17 protein-coding genes are annotated in these 17,125 nt (G+C 68.7%); 5 read left to right on the top strand and 12 right to left on the bottom strand.

Annotated elements, in window-relative coordinates; translation table 11 throughout:
- Nucleotides 1–16 precede the first annotated feature (16 nt).
- Nucleotides 17–1,198 carry an NO-inducible flavohemoprotein gene (gene hmpA, locus IB227_RS08685; RefSeq protein ID WP_132863720.1) on the bottom strand — a complete coding sequence of 394 codons (1,182 nt, stop codon included), beginning with the start codon at nucleotides 1,196–1,198 and terminating at the stop codon, nucleotides 17–19.
- A 162-nt stretch (nucleotides 1,199–1,360) separates the two neighbouring features.
- On the opposite strand from hmpA, the gene norR reads away from it, so the two are divergent.
- A complete protein-coding gene (gene norR / locus IB227_RS08680; protein WP_225591629.1) occupies nucleotides 1,361–2,899 on the top strand; it encodes a nitric oxide reductase transcriptional regulator NorR in 1,539 nt (512 codons plus the stop codon).
- Nucleotides 2,900–3,092: 193 nt separating this feature from the next.
- On the opposite strand, the gene IB227_RS08675 is transcribed toward norR, so the two are convergent.
- The 3 genes from IB227_RS08675 to IB227_RS08665 form a co-directional block, all read right to left on the bottom strand.
- Nucleotides 3,093–3,362, bottom strand: coding sequence for a hypothetical protein (locus IB227_RS08675; protein WP_192287010.1), 270 nt, complete (start codon nucleotides 3,360–3,362; stop codon nucleotides 3,093–3,095).
- A 63-nt stretch (nucleotides 3,363–3,425) separates the two neighbouring features.
- On the bottom strand, nucleotides 3,426–4,010 hold the full coding sequence (locus IB227_RS08670) for a YdeI/OmpD-associated family protein (protein WP_192287009.1): 585 nt from the start codon (nucleotides 4,008–4,010) through the stop codon (nucleotides 3,426–3,428).
- 94 nt (nucleotides 4,011–4,104) lie between these two features.
- Nucleotides 4,105–5,481, bottom strand: coding sequence for an amino acid permease (locus tag IB227_RS08665; RefSeq protein WP_192287008.1), 1,377 nt, complete (start codon nucleotides 5,479–5,481; stop codon nucleotides 4,105–4,107).
- A gap of 140 nt (nucleotides 5,482–5,621) precedes the next feature.
- Here IB227_RS08665 and IB227_RS08660 point away from each other — a divergent pair, with 140 nt between their 5' ends.
- Nucleotides 5,622–6,356 (top strand): hypothetical protein, encoded by a 735-nt coding sequence (locus IB227_RS08660; protein ID WP_192287007.1) that lies wholly within the window; start codon nucleotides 5,622–5,624, stop codon nucleotides 6,354–6,356.
- A 114-nt stretch (nucleotides 6,357–6,470) separates the two neighbouring features.
- On the opposite strand, the gene IB227_RS08655 is transcribed toward IB227_RS08660, so the two are convergent.
- Both IB227_RS08655 and IB227_RS08650 read right to left on the bottom strand, forming a co-directional pair.
- Nucleotides 6,471–8,393, bottom strand: coding sequence for a PAS domain-containing hybrid sensor histidine kinase/response regulator (locus tag IB227_RS08655; protein ID WP_192287006.1), 1,923 nt, complete (start codon nucleotides 8,391–8,393; stop codon nucleotides 6,471–6,473).
- A 33-nt stretch (nucleotides 8,394–8,426) separates the two neighbouring features.
- Nucleotides 8,427–9,008, bottom strand: coding sequence for a hypothetical protein (locus IB227_RS08650; protein WP_192287005.1), 582 nt, complete (start codon nucleotides 9,006–9,008; stop codon nucleotides 8,427–8,429).
- 260 nt (nucleotides 9,009–9,268) lie between these two features.
- On the opposite strand from IB227_RS08650, the gene IB227_RS08645 reads away from it, so the two are divergent.
- Both IB227_RS08645 and IB227_RS08640 read left to right on the top strand, forming a co-directional pair.
- A complete protein-coding gene (locus IB227_RS08645) occupies nucleotides 9,269–10,441 on the top strand; it encodes an acyl-CoA dehydrogenase family protein (RefSeq protein WP_192287004.1) in 1,173 nt (390 codons plus the stop codon).
- A 170-nt stretch (nucleotides 10,442–10,611) separates the two neighbouring features.
- Nucleotides 10,612–11,475 (top strand): PA4780 family RIO1-like protein kinase, encoded by an 864-nt coding sequence (locus IB227_RS08640; protein ID WP_132863708.1) that lies wholly within the window; start codon nucleotides 10,612–10,614, stop codon nucleotides 11,473–11,475.
- Nucleotides 11,476–11,591: 116 nt separating this feature from the next.
- On the opposite strand, the gene IB227_RS08635 is transcribed toward IB227_RS08640, so the two are convergent.
- From IB227_RS08635 to IB227_RS08625, 3 genes are all read right to left on the bottom strand, one after another.
- Nucleotides 11,592–12,698, bottom strand: a complete 1,107-nt coding sequence (locus IB227_RS08635) for a DUF4241 domain-containing protein (RefSeq protein WP_192287003.1) — start codon at nucleotides 12,696–12,698, stop codon at nucleotides 11,592–11,594.
- 82 nt (nucleotides 12,699–12,780) lie between these two features.
- Nucleotides 12,781–13,197 (bottom strand): hypothetical protein, encoded by a 417-nt coding sequence (locus IB227_RS08630; protein ID WP_192287002.1) that lies wholly within the window; start codon nucleotides 13,195–13,197, stop codon nucleotides 12,781–12,783.
- 213 nt (nucleotides 13,198–13,410) lie between these two features.
- On the bottom strand, nucleotides 13,411–13,608 hold the full coding sequence (locus IB227_RS08625) for a hypothetical protein (protein WP_192287001.1): 198 nt from the start codon (nucleotides 13,606–13,608) through the stop codon (nucleotides 13,411–13,413).
- A gap of 99 nt (nucleotides 13,609–13,707) precedes the next feature.
- Here IB227_RS08625 and IB227_RS08620 point away from each other — a divergent pair, with 99 nt between their 5' ends.
- A complete protein-coding gene (locus IB227_RS08620; protein ID WP_192287000.1) occupies nucleotides 13,708–14,598 on the top strand; it encodes a LysR substrate-binding domain-containing protein in 891 nt (296 codons plus the stop codon).
- A gap of 184 nt (nucleotides 14,599–14,782) precedes the next feature.
- Here IB227_RS08620 and IB227_RS08615 read toward each other — a convergent pair whose 3' ends face one another.
- Genes IB227_RS08615 through IB227_RS08605 form a run of 3 tightly spaced genes read right to left on the bottom strand, consistent with a single transcriptional unit; the run spans nucleotide 14,783 to nucleotide 17,115 of the window.
- A complete protein-coding gene (locus IB227_RS08615; RefSeq protein WP_192286999.1) occupies nucleotides 14,783–15,121 on the bottom strand; it encodes a DUF3325 domain-containing protein in 339 nt (112 codons plus the stop codon).
- Nucleotides 15,114–16,781, bottom strand: a complete 1,668-nt coding sequence (locus tag IB227_RS08610) for a PepSY-associated TM helix domain-containing protein (RefSeq protein ID WP_192286998.1) — start codon at nucleotides 16,779–16,781, stop codon at nucleotides 15,114–15,116. Before IB227_RS08610 ends, IB227_RS08615 begins: the two co-directional genes overlap by 8 nt.
- 13 nt (nucleotides 16,782–16,794) lie before the next feature.
- A complete protein-coding gene (locus IB227_RS08605) occupies nucleotides 16,795–17,115 on the bottom strand; it encodes an iron uptake protein (RefSeq protein WP_192286997.1) in 321 nt (106 codons plus the stop codon).
- Nucleotides 17,116–17,125 lie beyond the last annotated feature (10 nt).

Below are 17,125 nucleotides of genomic sequence, written 5' to 3'. Positions count from 1 at the left end.
CTGGCGGTGGCCGGGATCAGGCCTCCAACGCCGCCGCCGGCCCGAAGAACTCGTAGCGGCTCTGTGCGTCCGGCACGCCCACGTCGCGCAGCAGCTTCTTCACCTGGGCCATGAACGGCTTCGGGCCCAGGAAGTACGCATCCACGTTGCCTTCGGCCGGCAGCCACTGCTGCAGCAGTTCGCGGCTGAGCAGGCCTTCGGCATCGGCGGCATCGCCCGGCAGCGCCTCGCTGTAGCAGGTGTAGCTGCGCAGCTGCGGGTGCTGCTTCTGCATGTCGGCGATGAACTGGCGGAATGCATGTACCTGGCCGTTGCGCGCGCAATGGATGAAGTGCACCGGGCGGCCGCTGGCCAGCGCCTGCTCCAGCATCGGCAGGGTCGGGGTGATGCCCACGCCACCGCTGATCAGGGCGATCGGGCGGTCACCGGCCACCAGCGTGAAGTCGCCGGCCGGGGCGAACAGCTCCAGCGCGTCGCCGAGCTGCACGTTGTCGTGCAGGTGGTTGGACACCTTGCCGCCGTCCTCGCGCTTGACGCTGATGCGGTAGCTGCGGCCATTGGGCACGGCCGACAGCGAGTAGTTGCGGCGCACTTCCTGGCCATCGATCTGCAGGCGCATGCCGATGTACTGGCCGGGCTGGAAGTCCACCACCGCGCCGCCGTCGACCGGCTGCAGGTGGAAGGAGGTGATCTCGGCGCTTTCGCGGACCTTGTCGACCACCTGGAACATGCGCCCGCCGCGCCAGCCGCCCGGTGCCTGCTCGTTGGCCGCGTACACCGATTCCTCGGCGCCGATCAGCAGGTCGGCCAGCATCTGGTAGGCGGTGCCCCAGGCATCGATGATCTCGTCGGTGGCGATCTCCGGCCCCAGCACCTCGCGGATCGAACGCAGCAGGTAGTGGCCGACGATCGGGTAGTGCTCGGGCAGCACCTGCAGGGCGACATGCTTGGCCACGATCTGGCCGACCAGCGGGCCCAGCGCCTCCAGCCGGTCGATGTGCTTGGCGTACATCAGCACCGAGTTGGCCAGCGCACGCGGCTGGTCGCCGCTGGACTGGTGGGCCTGGTTGAACAATGGGCGCGCCGCATCGCTCTCGGTCAGCATCAGGCCGTAGAAGTGCTTGGTCAGGGCTTCACCGCCGGTTTCCAGCAGGGGAACGGTGGCCTTGATCAGGTCGCGCTGTGCAGCAGTCAACATGGGTGTTTCTCTTTCTGCTTGGGGTACCCTGTGGGTTCCATGTTTCGTGCCAGCTTTTCTGCATATGAAAATCAATGACTTGGCTTATGTGCGGGTTGAAACGACCCGGTTCGGTCCGGGTCGGGATGACTCATGGGTGTCGAAATGACCTGCAACCCCTTCATGTCCGGGATCATCCCGCTGGTCGACGACCTGGCCCGCGACGACCTGGCCGATGTCGAGCGCTATGGCCGGTTGCTGCGGGTGCTGCGGCAGCTGTTGCCCAGTGATGCGGTGGCGCTGCTGCGGCTGGAGGGCGAACAGGCGGTGCCGCTGGCGGTGGAAGGGTTGAGCACTGACACGCTGGGCCGCCGCTTCCGGCTGGACGAGCACCCGCGGCTGGCGGCGATCCTGCAGGGGCAGGGCACCGTGCACTTCGCCGCCGACTGCGGCCTGCCCGATCCCTACGACGGCCTCGTCGAGTCGGTGCACGGCCACCTGGAGGTGCATGACTGTATGGGCTGCGCGCTGTACATCGACGGCCGCCCGTGGGGCATGCTGACCATGGACGCACTCACCCCCGGCCAGTTCGAGCAGATCCAGCGCGACCGGCTGGAAGCCTTCGCCAGCCTCGCCGCGGCCACGGTCAAGGCCGGCGAACGGATCGGCACGCTGGCGGCCCGGTTGAGCGAGGAGCAGGCGCTGGCCGAAACCTGGCGTGCGGCGGCCGGGCAGCGCACGCCACCGGAGGTGGTGGGGCAGAGCACGGCCTTCAAGGCGCTGCGCAAGGAGATCGCGCTGGTCGCGCCCAGTGACCTGAGCGTGCTGATCAGCGGCGAAACCGGCGTCGGCAAGGAGCTGGTGGCGCGCGGCATCCATCGCCAGTCCGCGCGCAAGGACAAGCCGATGGTGGTCATCAACTGCGCCGCCCTGCCCGATGCACTGGTGGAAAGCGAACTGTTCGGCCACGTGCGCGGCGCGTTCACCGGTGCGGTGGGCGAGCGGCGCGGCAAGTTCGAACTGGCCGATGGCGGCACGCTGTTCCTGGACGAGGTCGGCGAGCTGCCGCTGGCCAGCCAGGCCAAGCTGCTGCGCGTGCTGCAGAGCGGGCAACTGCAGCGGGTGGGCTCGGACCGCGAACACCAGGTGGACGTGCGGGTGATCGCCGCCACCAATCTGGACCTGGCCGACGCGGTGCGGCAGGGGCGTTTCCGCGCCGACCTGTACCACCGCCTGGGCGCCTATCCGCTACGGGTGCCGCCGCTGCGCGAGCGCGAGCGCGACGTGCTGCTGCTGGCGGGCTTCTTCATCGAAGAGGCGCGTTCGCGGATGGGCCTGCGCAGCCTGCGCCTGTCCGCCGATGCCCAGGCCGCGCTGCTTGGCTACGACTGGCCGGGCAATGTGCGGGAACTGGAGCATCTGATCGGTCGTGCGGTGCTGCGCGCGCTGGCAGCCAGCGGCACGGTGCGCCCGCGCATCCTCACCGTCGATGCGGCGGCGCTGGAGTTGCCGGTGCACAGCGATGCCAGCGCGCAGGCCCCGGCCGGTGCCGGCGAAGCGCTGCAGGCCGAGGACCTGCGCAAGGCCGTGGATGATTTCCAGCGCCAGCGCATCGCCGCCACGCTGGAGCGCACGGCGGGCAACTGGACCGAGAGCGCGCGCCTGCTGGGGTTGGATCGGGCCAACCTGAATCGCCTGGCCAAACGCCTGGGGCTGAAGTAGCCGGGGTTGGGGTTCGAGGGGCTTGCCGGTGGCACTTGCCCCTTTCCCCTATGCCTGCCGCACAAGCGAGGGGCAATTGCGGTACTGCAGTGGACCGGCCGTTCGCATGGACGGCCCCCTGCCTTGTGCCGCAGGCAGGGGTGAGGGCCGGGGAGGGGGGGGAAGCCAGTGCGCCCGGCGTCGTCCCCGTTGCTCAGCCTTCCTCGTCTTCCGGACGGTTCAATGCCGCGGTCATCGCCGCGGCGTCCTCGCGCGCGAGGAACAGGTATTCCAGCTCGCAGCCGCCGAACTTGTCTTCCAGTTCGTGCATGCGCACCGGGTGGCTGCCGAAGCGGTAATGCGTGCTGCCGTCATCGGTATCGATGGCGTACACGCCGAAGGACGGCGGATTGGTCAGCGTGCCTTCCAGCTTGACGGATGACGGGTCGATGGCGCGCTGGATGAGGGCTTCTTGGTCGATCATGGGGGGACGGTAGGGCTGGGGGTCGTGATTTCGGGTGAAGTGGAATCTCTGGCGCGTCCTGCGTCAATGCTTCTCGTGCTTCCAGTTGCGGTGCTTGCCATCGGATAACCACGCGATGGCCTGGGTGATGCGTTGTTGCCGGGTGGTTTCGCGCTTGGCCTCGCCGATCCACTCCAGGTAGTCGCGCTGGTAGCCGGGGGCGAAACCGTCAAAGGCGGCCTGGGCCTGTGGGGCCGCGGCCAGCGCCTGGGCGAAGGCCGGCGGTATCGGCAGGGCGGCCCGCGGCGCAGGCCGCGGGGCCTTCACGCCGCTGTCGATGCGGCGCATGCCCTCGCGCAGTTGCGCGGCGAACGCGCGCTTGTCCGGCAGGTCCCGGGCGTGCTGCAGGCGCCCGTACTGGCCCATGGCCTCGGTGTTGTCGCCCGGGCCGGTCTGGCGTTGCCAGAAGCCCAGCGTGGCATGCGCCTTGAAAGCGGCCATCCCGCACAGCAGCTTGCCCTTGTACAGAAAGCTGGGCATGCCCCACTTGATGGCTTCCTCGGCCTGGCTGCAACCGGCGTGCACGCGTGCCCGGATCTCGCGCAGGATGGGTTGCGCGAAATCGGCGGCGTTGGCGATGTAGGCGTCGACGCGGGGATCGGGGGACATGACGGGGCCTCGGATGCGCGAAGCCTGCCGTCAGTCGGCCGGCAAAACAAGCCCGCCGATGCGGCGGGCTCGTCAACGGCCTGTTTGGGTACGGTCAGGCGCGGCGTAGGCGCCGTGCCAGGCCGCTGCACAGCGCGATGAAGGCGGTGAACACGGCCATCGACAGGAACTGCAGGCGGGTCTCCGGGGTGCTCAACAGCAGCGCGAAGATCAGCGCGAGGATGGCCAGCGCCAGCACCGTCAGGTAGGGGAAACCGGCCATCCTGAATGGCAACGGGGTGCCGTTGCGTTCGGCGCGGCGGCGCAGGATCAACTGCGAGACCAGGGTCAGGGTCCACACCAGCAGGCAGGTCGAGCCGACCACGTTGAGCAGCACCGGCAGCACCTTGTCCGGGTACAGCAGCTCCAGCACGGTCGCGCCGAAACCGAACAGCACGCTGGCCAGCACCGCGATCAGCGGCACCTGGCGGGCGTTGGTGCGGCCCAGCCAGCGCGGTGCTTCGCCACGCGAGGCCAGCGAGTACATCATCCGCGAGGCACCGTAGAGGTTGGCGTTGAGCGCCGAGAGCAGGGCGATCACCGCGATCAGCGTGATCGCGGTGGCCGCGCCGGGGATGTTGGCCACCTGCAGCACCGCGGCGAACGGGGAGCGCAGCGCATCGCTGGTCCATGGCACCACGGCGATGATCACGCCGATCGAGCCGATGTAGAACACCAGGATGCGCCAGGCCACGGTGCGGATGGCGCGGGCCAGGCTGCGCTCCGGGTCCTGGGTTTCAGCCGCGGCGACGGCCACGATCTCGGTGCCGCCGAAGGCGAACACCACCACCAGCAAGGCCGCGCCGATGCCGGCCAGGCCCTTGGGCATGAAGCCGCCATGGCCGGTGATGTTGGACAGGCCCGGCGACGGCACGTTGGGCAGCAGCCCGCACAGCAGGGCGATGCCGATCAGGATGAAGCCGATGATCGCGCCGACCTTGAGGATGGCGAACCAGAACTCGAACTCGCCGTAGTTGCGCACGCCCATCAGGTTGATGATGGTGAACACCACCATGAAGGCCAGCGATACCAGTGGCACCGACAGCTCCGGCCATATCGTCTTGAGCAGGCCGGCCGCGCCAACCGATTCGGCGGCGATCACCACCACCAGCTGCGCCCACCACAGCCAGCCCACGGTGGCACCGGCGGTCGGGCCGAGCGCGTCGGCCGCGTAGACCGAGAACGCGCCGCTGGTGGGGCGCGCGGCGGCCATCTCGCCCATCGCGTGCATCATGATGATCACCAGGGTGCCGGCGACCAGGTAGGAGATCAGCACGGCCGGGCCAGCGGCGTGGATGCCGACGCCCGAGCCCAGGAACAGGCCGGCGCCGATGGCGCTGCCCAGTCCCATCATGATCAGCTGGCGCGGCTTGAGCGCGCGTTCCAGATTCTGCGACGGCGCACTGGCCGGGGCGGTCGAATTGGCGGACATCTGAACGATCTGGTGTAGAGAAGTGCGACACCTTACCGCGTTCGATTGTCATCGTGTCTGTCCATCGCGCCCGCCACGGCCCGCTGCCAGTAGGATGGACATCCCGGCGCCCGATGTGCGCCTGCAGCAATGGATGACGGATGCGCGGCCTGGATTTCAGCTCGTGGCAGGGCCTGCTTTCCACCCTGGTGGGCCTGGCGATCATCACCCTGATCGGCGTGGGCATCCGCCTGCTGGTGATGCAGGTGGTGCAGCAGAAGCGCGAGGCAGCCAACCGGCAGATCAACGAACGGCTCAAGACCTTGATCGCCGCCTACAAGACCCTGGGTGGTTCCTTCACCGGTGACCTGTCGGTGGACCCGATCCACCTGCGCGAGATCCGCCGACGCGCCGCCGGGCTGGCACAAGGCCAGGCCACCCCCAATGCCGAGGGCGCGCTGTTGCTGCCGCCGATCGATGGCGGCGAGGCCGGGGACCGGGCGCGGCGCATCCGCGATGCGGTGGAGGCGGCCCTGTCGGACGTCATCCTGCTCGGCACCGAGGAACAGGTGCGGTTGGCGGCGCGCGCGGCCACCGACATGGTCGAGGGCCGGCCGATCCATACCGCGGCACTGGTGGTGTCGCTGCGCGACTTCATCCGGGGCGTGCTCGACCTGGACACCATCCCGGCCAGCGTGGCGATCCCGCAGCAGGGGCCGGCGCGCCCGACCTCCAGTGGCGGTGGCGGAAAAGGTGGCGGCAAGGACAAGGAGGGTGCGGCCGGCGGCGCAGGCAAGGGTGGCGGTGGCGGCATGGGCGGCATGGGGGCCGGCGTGGGCATGGGGGCGGGGCTCGGCTATGGCGCCGGGCGCGGCGGCGAGGAGGAGGCGCAGTAGCGGCCTTGGCGATGGTCCGGCAGCGCGCACGCCCTGCTCCCTTCCGTGCAGCGAAGGAGAGCCGTGGTTCTGCTGCTGCCTTGCTTCCCCGATCCAACCGGGACCGGCCGACGGTCAGCCGTTCCCTCCGGGCAGCACCGCGCGTATCGCATCGCACAGCTCGTCCTGCGAGAACGGCTTGAACAGGGTGCGATAGCGGCCCTCGATCAGGCCCTCCTGCACCAGCACCTCGCCGGCGTAGCCGGTGATGAACAGCAGGGGCGGCAGGGTGCCGGCGCGCTCCAGCGTGTGCACCATGTCCAGCACCGTGACCGGACCGGGCATGCGCACGTCGGAGATGATCAACTCCACCTTCAGGCCGGTGCCCAGGTAATGCAGCGCCGCCTGCGGGTTGTAGGCGGTGGACACCCGGTAGCCGAGGTTGCGCAGCATGTCGGCGAGCGCGTCGCGGACCTGTGCATCGTCTTCGATCAACAGCACCGATTCGCCGTTGCCGCAGGCCGGCGGGGCGGCGCGCGCTGCCGCGACCGGCTCGGCGGCGTGGCCGGAAACCGGCAGCAGGAAACTCACCGACGTGCCGGCTCCCGGGCTGGACTCCACGTCGATGAAGCCACCGGCCTGCTCGACGAAACTGGCCACCATCGGCAGGCCCAGGCCGGACCCCTTGCCGGTGGGCTTGGTGGTGAAGAACGGTTCGAACACCTTGGCCCGCACTTCCTCGGCCATGCCCATGCCGCTGTCGCTGACCGTGACCTGCACGTACGGCCCCGGCGTGCCGCTGCGGCTGGAGACGGTGTTGACCAGCGACATCACGATGCGCCCGCGGCCATGGGTGGCATCGCGCGCGTTGACCGCCAGGTTGATCAGCGAATTCTCGAAGTACGCGCGGTCCACGTGCACGGCATGGATGTCCTCGGCGCAGCGCAGGATGAACTCCCCTTCCTCGCCCACCGCCTTGTGCAGCAGGTCGCCGATATCGGCCAGCAGCTGCCGCGGGTCGATGGTGGTGGCGGTGCGTGGCTTGCGGCCGGTGAAGGTCATCAGCTGGTTGGCCATGCGCCCGGCCTTCTCCACCGCCTTCTCGATGATGGCGGCGTGGCGCAGCACCGCGTCCTCGTCGCTGCCCTTGCGCAGCAGCGAGATGCTCAGCGAAATCACGGTCAGCAGGTTGTTGAGGTCGTGGGCGACGCCGCCGGCCAGGTTGCCCACCAGCTCCATCTTCTGCGTGTTGGCCACTTCGCTCTGCATCCGCAGCAGGCGCTGCATGCGCGCCTCGATCTGCTCGCTGTTTTCCTGCCCGCCGTGACGCAGGTCCAGCCCGCGTTGTCCCAGGCTGTGCAGGTCATGGCTGACGCTGACCCAGTGACCGGCGACGCCGTCGGTGGCAGGCAGCGGCGAGGCGGCGCTGACGAAGCCGTGGTAGCTGCCGTCGGCGGCGCGCATGCGGTACTCCACCGGTGGCATGCGCCCGGCCGCCATGCCACGGCTGACCGCGGCATTGAGGTGCATCACATCGTCGGGATGGACCCGCTGGATCCAGTCGTCGACGTGGAACTGCCGCACCTGCGTGCGCCCGTACAGGGTCCGCCGGGCGGCATCGTTCATCCAGAAGATCTCGCCGCCCTGCCCGAACACGCAGACCTGGCAATCGGTCGCCTGCAGGGCGTCGTGCAGCAGCGGCGACAGGCCCGGTGGCGCGGCCCCGGGCGTGGCCAGCGCGAAGCATTGCACCAGCAGCGGCGCGTCCGCGCGCGGCAGCGGCACGAACACCAGCTGGTAGCCGAGCCCGTCGCGGGCCAGCCGGCGTTCACTGCCGTGCCGGCGGCATGCCTGCACGGCGGCCTGTACCTGTGGGTCGTCCCACAGGTGGGCGGCATCCCCGGTGCGCGCATGGCAGGCCACGAGCAGGGCGTCGAAGGCCGCGTTCTGCAGGTGCGGCCGCGTGGCCTGGCCGATCAGCAGCGCGAACGCCACCGAGGCGTGCTCCATGCCCCGGCAGAGCGCCATTGCCATCGGGTCAGCGGGTGCGCGGTCCATGGGCGTCCTGTCGGTGAAGGGGGGCGGCCGTGCTCAGGCGATGCGCTCGACCCGGCACCGCTGGCACAGCGGGTAGCTGTCCAGCAGCGGCGTGATGGCCGCGTGCATGCGATCGAAGCTGTCGCCGTACATGTACAGCGCGGTTTCGGTGGGGCCCTGCCAGTGGCTGTTGAGCATGCCCACGCCTTCCAGGCGGCGCATGCATTCCTCGTGGACGTGGTTGATGTCGCAGGTCTGGTAGACCTCGGCGGGCAGGTTGGTGCCATTGAGGTACAGGCCCAGGCCCTGGTGCACGCCAAATGGAATGCGTGGGCCACCGCCGGGCAGGCTGATGCTGGAGCCGACCGGGGCCAGCATCGCCTCGAACAGGCGCCGGATCAGGAGCACGCTGTCACCGCCCAGGTCATCCACCCGGATCCGCAGGTCGCAGTTGGCCACTTCGCCGCTGGACGCCAGCAGGGTGCCGCCGCCGATCACCTCGGCACGGATGCCGTGAAGCTGGCAGGCATCGCTGAATGCGTCCTCCAGCTCTGTCCGGTGGGCCGGTTGAAGGCGTGCGTTGAGGGTGACCGTGATCGTCCCGCGCGCGCCGGTGTTGCCTTGGGTTCCCTGCATTACCGCACCACTCCTGACTGCCTGGGCGGGAGCGGCACCGGCATCGACCGGCGCGCCCCCGTGGCCAAGTATCCGCAGCCCGGTGTGCAGGCCCGGTGTGCAGGGGCTGGCTGCGCTGGGCAGGGGCGGGCCGGTCACCGGGCAAGGGCATGGAAGCGAGCGAGAGGCCCGGTGAGCGTGCGCCTGCAGCAATCCTCCGCGCCCGATTGAACTACCTTATCCCTACCTTCCGCGCGCGGATGCGCCTTCCAGAGACCGTAATGAGCCTGAAGACCCTGAACCCCTACGATTTGTTCGATGTGCGTTCGTTGCTGAGCGAGGAAGAGCGCGCCGTGCAGGATTCGGTTGCCCGCTTCACCGACGAGCGCGTGTTGCCGATCATCGGCGACTGCTTCGACCAGGGGCGTTTCCCGAACGAACTGATCCCCGAGATCGCCGAGATGGGCCTGCTGGGCAGCACGCTGCCGGAGCAGTACGGCGGCGCCGGGCTGAACGGTGTCAGCTACGGCCTGATCTGCCAGGAGCTGGAGCGCGGTGATTCGGGCCTGCGCAGCTTCGTGTCGGTGCAGAGCTCGCTGTGCATGTACCCCATCTACGCCTACGGCTCGGAGGAGCAGCGCCTGCGTTGGCTGCCGGACATGGCGCGCGGCAAGGTGATCGGCTGCTTCGGCCTGACCGAGGCGCACGGTGGCTCGGACCCGGCCAGCATGAAGACCCGCGCGGTGAAGGATGGCGGGGACTGGGTCATCAACGGTTCGAAGATGTGGATCACCAACGGCTCGGTGGCCGACATCGCCATCGTCTGGGCCAACACCGAGGAGGGCGTGCAGGGTTTCGTGATCGAGAAGGGCACCCCGGGCTTCACCGCCCAGGAGATCAAGCACAAGATGAGCCTGCGTGCCTCGGTGACCGGCGCCCTGTTCTTCGACAACGTACGCGTGCCCGATGCCAACCGCCTGCCCAACGTGAAGGGCCTGAAGGGGCCGCTGGGCTGCCTGACCCAAGCCCGCTACGGCATCACCTGGGGCCCGCTGGGCGCGGCCATCGCCTGCCTGGACGAAGTGCTGGCCTACACCAAGGAGCGGATCCTGTTCGGCCGCCCGGTCGCGGCCACCCAGAGCGCGCAGATCAAGATGGCGGACATGGCCCGCCGCATCACCGCCGGCCAGTTGCTGGTGTTGCAGCTCGGTCGCCTGAAGGATGCCGGCGTGATGCAGCCGCAGCAGGTGTCGCTGGCCAAGTGGAACAATTGCCGCCTGGCCATCGACATCGCCCGCGAGTGTCGTGACCTGCTCGGCGGTGCCGGCATCACCACCGAACACGGTGCGATCCGGCACGCCCTGAACCTGGAATCGGTGATCACGTACGAAGGCACCGAGACCGTGCACCAGCTGGTGATCGGCCGCGAGTTGACCGGCATCAACGCGTTCTGAACGCGCGCGCTGCGTGACACGGACGGCCGGCCCTGCCGGCCGTTTCCATGTCTGGCTGACAACGGCGGTCACACCCGCCTTGGCCCCGCTCGCCTACCATCGGTGACAATGGGCGCGCCTGGCACACGTGGCCAAGCGTATTTCACTCCTGTTGGCAGCACCGAGAACCCGTGAAGACACCCCCCCAACTCCAGGTCCTGATCGACGATGGCGTCATCGACGAAGTGTTGCGCCCACTGAAGAGCGGCAAGGAGGCGGCGGTCTACGTCGTGCGCAGCGGCGATGACGTGCGCTGCGCCAAGGTCTACAAGGACATGGCCCAGCGCAGCTTCCAGCAGCGCGTGCAGTACCAGGAAGGGCGCAAGGTGCGCGGCAGCCGCGAGGCGCGCGCGATCGGCAAGGCCAGCAAGTACGGCCGCAAGCAGCAGGAAGTGGCGTGGAAGAACACCGAGGTCGACGCGCTGTACCAGCTGCGCGAGGCCGGCCTGCGGGTGCCCGAGCCGTACGGCTATTTCCACGGCGTGCTGGTGATGGAACTGGTCACCGACGCCGAGGGCTTCAGCGCCGCGCGCCTGGGCGAGGTGGAACTGGCCGCCGAACAGGCCCGCCAGTTCCACGCGGTGCTGGTGCAGCAGGTCAAGCTGATGCTGTGCTGCGGCCTGATACACGGCGACCTGTCGCCCTACAACGTGCTGGTCGGCCCGGATGGCCCGGTGGTGATCGACTTCCCGCAGGTGGTCAGCGCCGGCGGCAACAACGCCGCGCGCACCATGCTGCTGCGCGACGTCAACAACCTCACCGCCTACCTGGGGCGCTCGGCGCCCGAATTGCTGGATACCTGGTACGGCGAGGAAATGTGGGAGTTGTTCCAGGCCGGCGACCTGCTGCCGGAGACCGAGTTGCGTGGCCAGTACACGCCCGACGAGCGCGCGGTGGACCTGGACAGTGTCCGCCACGCGATCAACGATGCACGCGAGGAAGCCCTGATCCGGCAACAGGGCCGCGAGGCCGCGGCCGAGGAAGACGGGTACTGAGGCGCGGGTTGCGTTCGCATGCGTCGGCTTCTCCTGCGAGGGGGGTGCCAGTGCATGGCGAACCGCCCCTCCCGTTGCGTCAGCAAGGGAAGGGGGCAGTGGAACTGCAAGGCAGGTCAGAGCGAGACGTAGCGGCCCGCGTCGCGCTCCTCGATCAGGATCATGAAATCGACGTACAGCGATACCAGCGCGCCGCTGTCATCCAGTCCCCAGAACGCCGGATAGGCGCCATCGCCGTAGCCGCTGGGTGTGATGACGCAGTCGTCCGGGTGGGCCAGTGCCAACGTCCGCGCGATGCCTGCGCCTGACCACTGGCGGAAGCAGCGCTCCTGCGCGATGTGGCTCAGCGTCTGCAGCCCACTGACATCGAAGATCGCCAGGTTGCCGGCGTCCACCCCATAGATGCCGGTGCCTTGCTGGGTGCGCGCGGCCTTCCAGGTCACCGCGCGACGGTGCGGGTCGAAGCGGATGCGGATGCCGGCCACGCGCCGGTCGACCATCACCGTTTCCACCGGATGGCGGCCTAGCGGTGCCCGCCGCGCCAGTGGCTGCAGGTCATCGAAGCCATAGCCGAAATCGCTGATGGCCAACACGCCGGAGCGGATGTCGATCTCACCGATCACCTGCTGGGTGATCTGGCCACGGAGGTCGTCCTGCTCGATGCGGCGATCGCCCCGGAACAGCAGGTTCTCGTCGAGCGCGAGGTCGTCGTTGGGTGCGGCCAACGGCGCATCCGCCGTGCTGAGCGTGCCCAGTTCGGCATACCGCGCGGCGTTGATCACCGGGGCGGTGGGTGGATCGAACAGCGTGAACACCTGGCTGATCCGCCAATCGCCATTGGCGTCGTGCCGCAGGTCGTACACGTGATAGCGGGCGCTGGCAGCGCCGTTGCGGCGCGTATGCACCTGCGCCTGCGTACCGTCGATCCGTTGCCCGATGACCTCGGTGGTGGCCGGGTCGAAGTCCGGGTCCGAGCCGTACGCATCGCTCGTGCCGGAACCGCAATCCTTGTCGAAGTGGGCCTGGTCGGCTTCGGAAACGAGGCTGTGCCAGCGGCCGAAGTCCACGTCGTCGCCCATCGTTTCGCGGGCATGTGTCCATTGCCGGTGCCAGTGCTGGATGAAGGCCCGTACCCGAGCTTCCGGCGTCGGGGCGATGGTGGCAGACGCCGGTGCGGGTGTGGACGGCTTGCCGGTCAACAGGTCGAACAATTTCTTCATCATGTGATGCTCGCGGAAATCAGTAGCGTGTCGTAGCGCGCCGGCGACCCATGGATGCCCATGCGGGCGAGGCCAGGCAGGGCCATCAGTCGTCGCCCAGCGAGGATTCCTGGCGCGGGTCGGCGAACAGGAAGGCATCTTCGCCGCCGTCCACGCTGACATAGGCCGTGCCAAAGTTGCGCAGGCGCCATCGCCACTGCCCGTAGCGCGTGCGCAGCGTGCCCTCGACATAGCAGGGCCCATGCAGGAAGTAGTCGTGCTCCTGGCGTGGCGTGATCACCACCGCATGCCGGAAGAACGCCACGACCTCGCGCGGGGTGGGCTTGAACGATTCGCACAGCGGCGCATCGCTGGGCGTGTCCACGCCCTGGCCGGTGATCCGGACATCGCTGATGGTCCCGAGTGGGCCAAGGGGTGCCGCGCCCACGGTAAACGGCAGCAGCAGGCCGGCGAGCATCCAGTGCAGTCGGCGGCTGGACGCGGGCGGATGGGGGGTGGACATGGTTCTCTCTCCCTGTGCGATGACGGCGTGCAGCCTTGCAGCGCCGGGGAGAGTTTTTACCCGAAGTGGGACCGTTGGCGCGTCAATGCGGACGTGCCGTGCAGACCTGTCCGCTCCTTTGCGCCGCAAAGGAACGGGTTGAGGCCGGATGCGTTGGGCAGGCTGGTCATAGGCGGGCGTCGCGGCGGAGGCCGCCCCTGCGCGAGACCGCGCCTACGAGGGACGCAGGGTGCACGGATCGACCCCCTCCCTTTTGCGCAGCAAAGGGGAGGGTTGGGGAGGGGTGCCTTTGGCGGGCCGGTCGTGCACGTCTTTCGCGGCCGATGTCGGTGCTTCACCGGCCAGCTGCCGTGCCAGATCGGCCTTGGTGAGGTGTCCGTGCAGAAACAACAGGTCGCTGAAGATGCGCATTGTCATGCTCCTACTTGAGTAGGGCTCATGTTGCGTCCAAGCTGTTGGCTGGAATAGCGATCATTCCTCAAGCAAGGCTTGAGGAAAATTGAAGGCTCAATGTCAAAGCCACCTCTTCAGTTCCTGCAGGGCTTCATCGCCACCGCCCGTCTGGGCAACCTTTCGCGGGCGGCGGAAACGATGCATGTCACCGTCAGTGCACTCAGCCACCAGATGCGCCAGCTGGAGGAGCGCCTGGGCTATCCGCTGCTGCTGCGACAGGCGCGTGGCGTGGCACTGACCCCGGAGGGACGGCGCCTGTTCGACCAGGTTGCCCCGCATCTGGATGCGATCAACGAAGCGTTCCGCCCCTTCCCCGCACGCCACGACTGCGTGCTCACGGTGAGTGCGGTGCCGAGCATGGCATCGGCCTGGCTGGTGCCGCGCTTGGGGCGGTTCGTGGCATTGCATCCGCAGATCGAGATCAACCTGCAGTCCAGCCAGCACCTGGTCGATTTCGAAAAGCAGTTGCAGTTCGATGCCGCGATGCGCGTGGGCAACGGCCACTGGCCGGGCCTGACCGCCGAGCCGTTGATCGACGAATGGCTGGTGCCCATGGCCAGCCCGGCATTGGTGGCACGCATGGGCGGCATCGACGCGTTGCCCTTGTCGCAATGGCCATTGCTGGGCGACCCGGATGGTGAATGGGACCGCTGGTTTGCGCTGGCTGGTGAGGCACCGCCGAAGCGCTACATCGCCATCCTCGATGACTCCGAATCCCACCACCGCGCCGCGCTGGATGGCGTCGGCGTCGCGCTGGGGCGCGTCACGCGTGCGCGGCTGCTGCTCGAGTCCGGGCAGCTGGTGCTGCTGTCGTCGGAGCGTCTGAAGACGCCCTGGTCACACTGGCTCGTCTACCCGGAGCGTTCGGCCACGCATCGCGGCTTTCTTGCCTTCCGCCAATGGCTGCACGACGAGGCCGCGGAGCATCGTGCACACGTGGGCGGTTAGCACGGGGAACGCGGGACGGCTGCCATCGGGCCGGTTGGCGGTACGCGTGCCTGGCGGCCGTGGTTGTTCCCGCCAGGTTCGCAGCGTGCACGGATCGGCCCCCTGTTGCGCGGCAAGGGGGAGGGTTGGGGACGGGGGCCTTCGGCAGGCCGGCCGTATGCGTGCTTCGCGCTGAAGACCGCGCCTAGCGCAGCCGGTGGTCCCTGATCCAGGGGGCCAGCAGCCGCAGCCGGGTGGGCTGCCAGGACAGGGTGAACGCGGTCACCAGTGCCGCCCCGGCCAACGCCATCACCCATACCAGCACCGCCATCGAGGCGTGGTCCACGGCCAGGCACAGCAGCAACGCCATGGCGATGCCCAGCGTACCCAGCCCCCGCAGCACGCGCAGGCCGCCCCTCGACGGGGCGCGCGCCCACACCTGCCGGGCGTGGATGTCCATCGACAGGGCCAGCCATCCCATGCCGGCCAGCGCACTCAGCAGTGCCGTGGCAAGCAGCAGGTTGTCGAGCAACGACTCAGGCATGCACGGCCTCCTCGCGCGGCGCTTGCGCCACCGTCGCCCGCATCCGCTGGCCCACCTTGCAGGCCGCCATCACCGCGATCACGGCGGTGGCCAGCAATGACAGGTCCACGCCGGCCACCGGCCAATACCCTTGGGCCAGGGTACGCAGCAGGTGATCCCCCGTGGTCATCCCGTTCAACAGCACCGCGGCAAGCGCGAACAGGGCGATCGCCCAGCACTGTTCGCGCCACGCCGGATTGACCAGGCCGCGCGCCACCGGCGCGCTGCGCCAACCGGCATGCACCAGCGCCAGTGCCCAGGTGCCCCAGAACGCGTAGCGCTCCCAGTCACCGCGCGCCGGCAGCGCCTCCGGCAACACCCGGTTGGCGATCAGGATGCCGAGTGTCGCCAGGACCATGCCGGTCACCGTGGTGACCGCCAGCGCATCGACGATGCGCGCGCCCTGGCGGCCCTGCTGCGCGTGTTGTCGTTTGCGCTTCTCGACGAAGAAGATGAAGCCGGTGGCGATGCAGGTGGCACCGGCCAAGCCGCCCAGCACGTACAACCAGCGCAGCAGCCAATGGCGGAAGTGCTGCAGGTGCAGGCCGGTGAGGAATTCGTTCATGCGTGCCACCGGGGTGGCCGGCGGGTCTTCGCGGATCAGCTCGCCGGTGGCGGCCTTGAAGTGGATGCCGTCGCCGACCAGGGCGATGCGGTCGGTACCGGCGCGGTACACGCTGACGTAGCCGTTGGCATCGCCCACGTGCTGCAGCACCAGGAAGCCGACGTCGCCGGCCTTGTCATGGGCCTGCCAGCGCCGCTGCGCCTGGGCCACCATCGCATCCACCGAGGCCAGCCCGGCGGCGACGCCGGCACGCGTGTGCGGCAGGCCGGTTTCCCGCGCCTCCACCTGCTCGTGCAGGTCATGCAGGCCATGCAGCTGGGTGTGGCCGACCGGGAAGTAATAGGTGCCGGCGAAGATCAGCAGGCCGGTCAGCGCGAAGAAGAAATGGAACGGCAACGCCACCACGCCGGTGAGGTTGTGCAGGTCCAGCACGCTGCGCAGGCGCGCCTTGCCCGGACGGAAGGTGAAGAACTCGCGGAAGAGCTTGCGGTGCATGACCACGCCGCTGACCAGCGCGGCCAGCATCACCAGCGCCGAGAAGCCGACGATCCACACGCCCAGGTTCTTCCAGTCCAGGGTCAGGCCGTAGTGCAGCGGGAAGAAGAAGCCGCTGCCGATCTTGAGCTGGTCGTCCGGCAAGGCCTTGCCATTGCGCGGATCGATGGTGGCGTAGGCCCAGATCTGCTCGTCCGGGTTCTTCGCGTTGGGCACGTCGTAGCCGGCGTACAGCGCAAGCACCGGGTCGCGATGGGTGGTGTAGGCACTCCAGCTGCCGACCTGGTCGAAGCGTTGCGGCATGTCGCCGTTGACCATCGGCCGCATCGCGGCGATGGCTTCGGCGGTGGGCTGCATGCGCTCGAAGGCCGGCCGCAGCACGGCGTCGAACGACGGCATCGGCTGCGGCGCGATGCGCGTGGCCGGGATCGACCAGCGGTCGATCTCGCGGTCGAACACGGATAACGCGCCGAAGAAGAAGGCGGCCATCAGCACGAAGCCGAGCACCAGCCCGAACCAGGTGTGCAGCCATGCCATGGCCTGACGGAAGCTGTTGAACATGGATGCCTCCGGCTCAGACCAGTCGGGATTGCAGGAGTGATGCGGCCGCGGCCATCAGCGCACCGCCGCCGACCAGCACCATCCACAGCCGCGCCACGTGGTGGGTGGCGATGGCCCACAGGAATACGCCCAGGTAGGCCAGCAGGCCGACCAGCGCGCCGAGGAACTCGGCGTCATGGAACGCCAGCTTCACCGCGAACAGCGCGCTGGTGGTCAATGCCACCGTGCCCCAGGCGAACACATAGCCGCCGAGGATGGCGGCAAGGATGCGCGGGAGGACCTGCAGGCGCCGGGACGCGGCAGGCGGTGCGGAAGCGGTGGATACCTGTGGCATGGCGATGGCT

The organism is Stenotrophomonas sp. STM01 (assembly GCF_014852135.1).
GTDB lineage: Bacteria > Pseudomonadota > Gammaproteobacteria > Xanthomonadales > Xanthomonadaceae > Stenotrophomonas > Stenotrophomonas capsici.
Note: the sequence above shows the minus strand (reverse complement) of the source record. Positions and strands in the feature narration are given on the sequence as shown.